4 protein-coding genes are annotated in these 6380 nt (G+C 38.1%); all 4 read right to left on the bottom strand.

All coding sequences use genetic code 11. The features are described 5' to 3' along the window. Window positions 1-169: 169 nt before the first annotated feature. Window positions 170-256: a helix-turn-helix domain-containing protein gene (locus DW743_RS19110; RefSeq protein ID WP_117762139.1), complete on the bottom strand. Its 87-nt coding sequence runs from the start codon at window positions 254-256 to the stop codon at window positions 170-172. 171 nt (window positions 257-427) lie between these two features. Continuing rightward, a complete protein-coding gene (locus DW743_RS16060) occupies window positions 428-1228 on the bottom strand; it encodes a helix-turn-helix domain-containing protein (RefSeq protein WP_055227849.1) in 801 nt (266 codons plus the stop codon). Window positions 1229-1579: 351 nt separating this feature from the next. Then, window positions 1580-2977 (bottom strand): MFS transporter, encoded by a 1398-nt coding sequence (locus tag DW743_RS16055; protein WP_055227850.1) that lies wholly within the window; start codon window positions 2975-2977, stop codon window positions 1580-1582. A gap of 167 nt (window positions 2978-3144) precedes the next feature. After that, window positions 3145-6183: a glycoside hydrolase family 2 TIM barrel-domain containing protein gene (locus DW743_RS16050; protein ID WP_117762138.1), complete on the bottom strand. Its 3039-nt coding sequence runs from the start codon at window positions 6181-6183 to the stop codon at window positions 3145-3147. Window positions 6184-6380: the final 197 nt, after the last annotated feature.

Genomic DNA, 6380 nt, shown 5'->3' with positions numbered 1-6380 from the left:
TGCAATGTCTTAATCCAATGAACTGCTGTTTCATAGCACCACCACAGACAGGACATCGTTTTGCTTTTGATCTCATCGCTTCTTAGTAAAGCTTTGCGCCTGCAGGAATCTCATCGCTTACCATGCTCAAGTTAAGCTTCTCTTCTCCATTTACCTGAGGTACAGCTGATCAAGATGCCGAAGCGATGACACAGCCGAACGTTCTGGCAAACAAAACTTTCTGCACATCATCGGGGTAGAATTTGACCCAAAACATTACAAAGGAAAGTGACCCTGTACGACAAAAACATTATACAACAAAAAACACTGATTGGTAGACTTCATCAATATTTTTTTCTACAAATATTTTTATATTATATCATCCACACATGAAATCAAATACATAGCACTGTAAAATCAAAGTAAATATTTCGATCAACAGAACCTTTTATGACAACATCTCTTTCACACAAGTACTTCGATAATCACTTGGTGATATTTTATATCTTTCTTTAAATACTCGGTTAAACGTTCTCTGACTTTCAAATCCACTATCCAGACAAATATTTGTAATAGAATCACTCGTATTTTCCAAACGATGGCATGCATAGTTCAGCCTTGCATCGTTAAGATATTGATTAAAGTTTCTATGGAATGTTTTGGAAAAGAGTCTGGATAAAACATATTTGCTCACGCCCAGGTCTTTTGCCATCTCTTCCAGAGAAAACTTCTTCTTAAAATTTGCTGATATATAGGAAACTGTCTGGTAAATAAGATCATTGCTCCCCACACTGCTCTTTTCTACCAAATTTAATTTTCCTATGCAGCGTGCCAACACAATTTGAAGATATGCCTGTGCAACAGTAATATCCGACTGTTCTGTCTCTAAAATTGCATTTATAGCCCTATATACCTCCGGTTCAACCTTTTCCGCTTTGATGATTGGGTATTCAGGAGCCATGGATTGCATGATATCTGCAAATTTAGCTATCGTAAATGGCGATGCGATCAGATAAGTCGCTTTATTTACACCGGGTGTCAGTACCTGATAGTGATGAATAACATCTGGAAATACAAAGCCTATATCTCCTTTTTCCATATGGTATAGTTCCTGTCCGACACCAAGTTCTAATGCTCCACTTGTTACACAAACGATCTCCAGTGCATTATGAAGATGTGGTTCAATATGTTTTGACTTCCTATTTATTGCTATAATCTCCTCTTTTGTGTCAACATATTTTAACTGCATGAAATACTCCCCTTTGCAACATTTGTCTATATCTTCTTTCGATTTGGCAAGCAATCCTTTTACACCTATCTTATAATCAACTTGTAAATAAGGAAAGGAGGAATTGCAAATGAGCAACCTAAAAAAATATCTGAATGACCTTTTAGTATTCTACACTGAATATTTTGAGCATCCTTACCATGTATAAATACTAAAAGGACTATTTTGTGAAAACTGAATATTTTCTTAAGGCCATTTCACAAAAATGAAGTGGTCCTTTTTTATTTTCAAAATACAGTTCTATCACTTTATATATAGAAAAAAGCACTGTCTCATCGAGCAACGACCAGACAACGCTTTCTCCTGTCAATTCTAATTTATGTCTAATGCATCCGTTACTTCATCTGCAGCAATTCCTTTTTCTGCTTTCAGTTTTTTATTTGCATCTTCTACATTCATTCTTGAAAGTGCAAACATAATCAATACATCAAAGATTAACGGAAGCCAAAGATACATGAACTGCATCATATCAAGTGCAGACTGTGGCTGAGTTGCATTTGTTCCGACATATCCACTGAACTCAAGCATCCATCCAACAACAGCGGTTCCAATACCTCCACCGATTTTTACACCAAGAGAAGTACAAGAGTACATCGTTCCGTCAATTCTCTTTCCCTGCGTAAGATAAGTGTATTCAGAGCAAGATGCGATAACTGCATTCATATCTCCCTGCCATGGTCCCTGACCTAAGGCTGCAAGAGCTGTAAATGCCATCATCAGCGGAACACTGCCCATATATCCGGCAACAACAACAAGTGCTCTACCGATGACTGCTAAGACGTAACCTCTTAAGTTCAGTTTATACATACCTTTCCACTTACCAACTAATGTCGGTGTGAAAATCAGGGCAATGATCAGTGGAATATTTACTGCCCATGCAAATTGTCCAAACAAATTCTTATTTTTCAGTACCCATGTCATGTAATAAATGCCAGCTCCAATCATGGCACCATATAACTGCTGTAAAATATATGTTCCACAAATCATCATGTAATATTTGTTTTTAACAAGAAGCTTGAATGCCTGTACCATTCCGTACTTTTCATTATCATTCTTTACTTCTCCTTCATTAAGTTCTTCCTCCGGAAGTTCCTTAACAGAAAGTGCTGAAATCGTATTTACGACCAGACCAATGATTGCATAGATAATAGCAACCGTTCTCCATGCCGCAGCATCTCCACCACATTTATCTACAAATCCAACTGTAATCGCCTGAATCAGAAGACTTGTTGAAAATGCAAAAATAAAACGGTAAGATCCCATCTGTACACGCTCTTTGCTGTTCTTTGTAATCAGTGACGTAAGTGCTGAATAAGCAATATTGTTTGCTGTATAAAACACACCATTTAACAGTGTATAAGAAATAAAGAACCATGCATATTTAGCCGTTGTTCCAAAGCTGACTGGTACTGCAAAGCAGCAGACCAGCGTAATGGCACAACCAATGTATCCGTATAGCATCCAGGGTTTCGCTTTTCCCATTTTACTGTGTGTTTTGTCAATCATTGATCCAAAAAATATATCCGTAAAACCATCAAATAGTTTTGATACGGCAATCAGGGTACCCACGACACCTGCAGCAAGTCCTACCGAGTCCGTCAGATAGACCATCATAAAAGATGTCAGGAACGCATAGACTACATTACCTGCAACATCACCTGATCCGTATCCAATTTTGTTATACCATTTCAAATACTTTTTTTCTTCCATCGAATTTCTTTGCTCCTCATCTTCATCGCACTTAGAATCTCAATATGTCTAACCGTATGATGTCTAATTCTAATTTTTTCTCTGTTTTTGTCTGATTGCTCTGTATATCCGGACTTTACATTGCAATCAGACTATCCTTCTTTGTTTACGGGTTACATGAAACTTTATTATCCCTTTACATACGGTATCAGCGTAAACTGGAACCGGAATAATACATCATCAAATCGGTACTGATCTAATACAACTGGACCACAACTATTAGAACCAATGCCATTTAATGCGTAGTCAACACAGAATACTACACTATCTGATTCTATTAATTCATAATTATGCGTTTTCTTCTCAAGTTCTTCCTGTGTATAATAAGAAGCATTGAATGAAAATGCCTTTTCTGCGGATGCCACAATTCCATATCGGCTGTTGTTAAGCTCTACATATTCACAATCATAATGGCTTCCATTTTCCTGTGGACGGATATAGTCCTCATGTAAATCCCCTACATCTGCCCGGTACAAACCGTGGCTCGCAGCCTGATGTTTATCACAATAACTTTCCTGTGGTCCCATTCCAAAGTATCTTACAGCTGAAAGTTTTTTATCCAGGAACATCCTCACACCAAATCTCGGAAGATCCGGGAATTCATCGTCTTTTGTTACTGCAATATCTGCATCAATCTTTCCAGCAGCTTCTATTTTCCATGTAATCGTCACATCAAGAATCTTCTGTACTGTCTCTGCCACAACGGAAGCATGGCTTGTAATCTTCACACCATGTTTTCCCTGCACAACCTCTGTCGTATAGGCTCTTGTGTAAGCCTTATCATAGTGGGCTTTCTTCCATTCAGACTTGATGTACATATCGTTATCTGTTGGAGCTCTCCAAATATTTAATTCCATCGGATGGTTCAAGTATTCCCGCCCTGCGAATTTCATCTCTGTAAAGAGTGCAGTACGTTTGTCTATGGTATAAGCAAATTCACGCCCCTTGATATGAATCTGTGTATCATTTTCATTTACCTGTAATTCAGAGTCCACTACTGTTTTTGGTATCCATTTCTCTGCAAGTTTACATTTTGTATCCTCTTTACTTACCTCAATTTCATCAAATCCAAGAATATGGTCTTCATCCAACAGTGGCAATTCTTTTTTCAGATGGTAAATAAGTTTTAAATAACATTTCCCATTCTCTGGAACATTGATCTTCAGGTTTGTTTTTCCTTCCCCGTGTGGTGCCACAGAAAACTCCGGAAGTATGCCTTTGCTGATCACAAGACCATCCTGTGTCAGCTCATAACTAATCTTCACATAATCTTTCAAGTCATCAAAATCCATGTAGTTATGAAGCACCAGTTCTCCGCTTTCTTTGTTATAGGAAATAACTCTTGCCGGGCGATAAACATTCTTGTATTCCAAAAGTCCTGTATGTACCGTTCTGTCCGGATATACTAATCCATCCATACAGAAGTTGCCATCATGAATTTCTTCGCCATGGTCGCCCCCATAAGCATATATAGTCTTTCCATTCTCAGCAGTTCCATGAGCAATCGCATGGTCACACCATTCCCAGACAAAGCCGCCGCACATTTTATCATTATCCTGAATCATCTGGAAGTAATCTTCAAAATCTCCAGGTCCGTTTCCCATGCTGTGACAGTACTCTACCAAAAGGAAGGGTTTGCTTCCATCTTTATCCAGATATTCCTGAATTTCGGAAAGCGCCGGGTACATCCGGCTGTACACATCCAGATTGCTGTAATCATATGTTTCATCATAATTACGGTATCTTGCACTCTCATATTGTGTGATGCGGTCTGGATCAAAATTCTTTGTCCATTCCAGTGCTTTTTCAAAGTTGCAGCCATAAGCACTCTCATTTCCCATTGACCACATAACAATACAGAAACGGTTTTTGTCACGCTCCACCATGAGTTTTACGCGATCAACGATTGCTTCTTCCCATGCCGGATCATCTGCAATCATCTCATTCCATCGTTTGAACCGATTGTAATCGGTGTCTTCTTTTCTGTAGATCATAAATGGACCATGAGCTTCAATATCTGCTTCATCTATCACCATGAATCCATACTTGTCACACATTTCATAGAAAAATGGTGCGTTCGGATAGTGGCTGGAACGGATCGCATTAAAATTATGCTGCTTCATTAACGTAAGATCGGTTGTGAGCTGTTCCAGACTGATTGTAAATCCAGTAACCGGATCGGAATCATGTCGATTGACACCACGGAATTTAATCTTCTGTCCATTTAGGTAAATGACCTGGTCTTTAATCTCTATCTTTCTTAATGCAATGTGATCTACAATTACTTCATTCTCTGTTTCAAGAATCAGTTTATATAGATATGGATTTTCTGTATTCCAAAGTTCCGGACTTGCAATTTCTAATACAGCTGTTCCTTCTTCAGCAATACTTCCTAGTGCTACAACTGCTCCGTTTCTATCTTCAATCGAAATTTTTACATTTAAGGGAAAGTAGAATTTCATTTCAATTTCTACTTTCGCAAGCATATCCTCAATTCTTGTTTTAATATGATAATCACTGATTGCCTGTTTTGGGCGTTTCAAAATGTACACATCCCGGAAAATACCACTCATACGGAATTTGTCCTGATCTTCCAAATAGGAACCATCACACCATTTCATTACCAACACTGCCACCGTATTCGTTCCATCCTGAAGTACATCGGTAACATCAAACTCACTGGTCATATGTGAAACCTGGCTGTATCCTATGTAAGAGCCATTGATCCATACATAAAAGCAGCTGTCTACTCCTTCAAAGTTCAAAAAAGCTTTTGATGCTTTCTCATCTCTGCTGTACTCAAAATTATGTACATAAGCTCCACACGGAATATCCTGTGGCACATATGGTGGATCAAACGGAAACGGATACCGGATGTTTGTATACTGGTGTGTATCATATCCTGCCATCTGCCATACACTTGGAACCTGAATCTCATCAAAATTTTCTGTATCATAATTCTTCTCAAAGAAAGAATCCTGAATGTCATAGATGCTGTTAAAATACTGGAATTTCCAAGTTCCATTCAATAACTGCATACGATCTGATTCTTCTCTGTGTTCCACCAAGTTATCCATTCTTTTGGATGCCGGAATATAATAGGCTCTGGCTGGCATTGTGTTTTCGTGCAGTACGCTTAGATTTTCATAATAACGTGGTACGATCATAAATAACTCTCCTCCAATACATATACTTTTTTGTTCTTTGTTTCCCTAAAGCAAACCTTATACTTTACTTTTTTGTTTACGTTCCTTAGTTATGCTATATATATAGCTTATCCTAATCCGCAAAATATGTCTATAAATTGGATTAGACAAAATATGCACTAAATGATACAATGATAAAAAGTGCGAAAAGAGGTGCT

Origin of the sequence: Blautia sp. AM28-27 (assembly GCF_003480905.1) — a bacterium.
GTDB lineage: Bacteria > Bacillota > Clostridia > Lachnospirales > Lachnospiraceae > Fusicatenibacter > Fusicatenibacter saccharivorans.
Note: the sequence above shows the minus strand (reverse complement) of the source record. Positions and strands in the feature narration are given on the sequence as shown.

Excerpts from the sequence above, each read along its gene's own strand:
- DW743_RS19110 (WP_117762139.1), bottom strand. The coding sequence starts at position 256 with ATGTTTTGGGTCAAATTCTACCCCGATGATGTGCAGAAAGTTTTGTTT.
- DW743_RS16060 (WP_055227849.1), bottom strand. The coding sequence starts at position 1,228 with ATGCAGTTAAAATATGTTGACACAAAAGAGGAGATTATAGCAATAAAT.
- DW743_RS16055 (WP_055227850.1), bottom strand. The coding sequence starts at position 2,977 with ATGGAAGAAAAAAAGTATTTGAAATGGTATAACAAAATTGGATACGGA.
- DW743_RS16050 (WP_117762138.1), bottom strand. The coding sequence starts at position 6,183 with ATGATCGTACCACGTTATTATGAAAATCTAAGCGTACTGCACGAAAAC.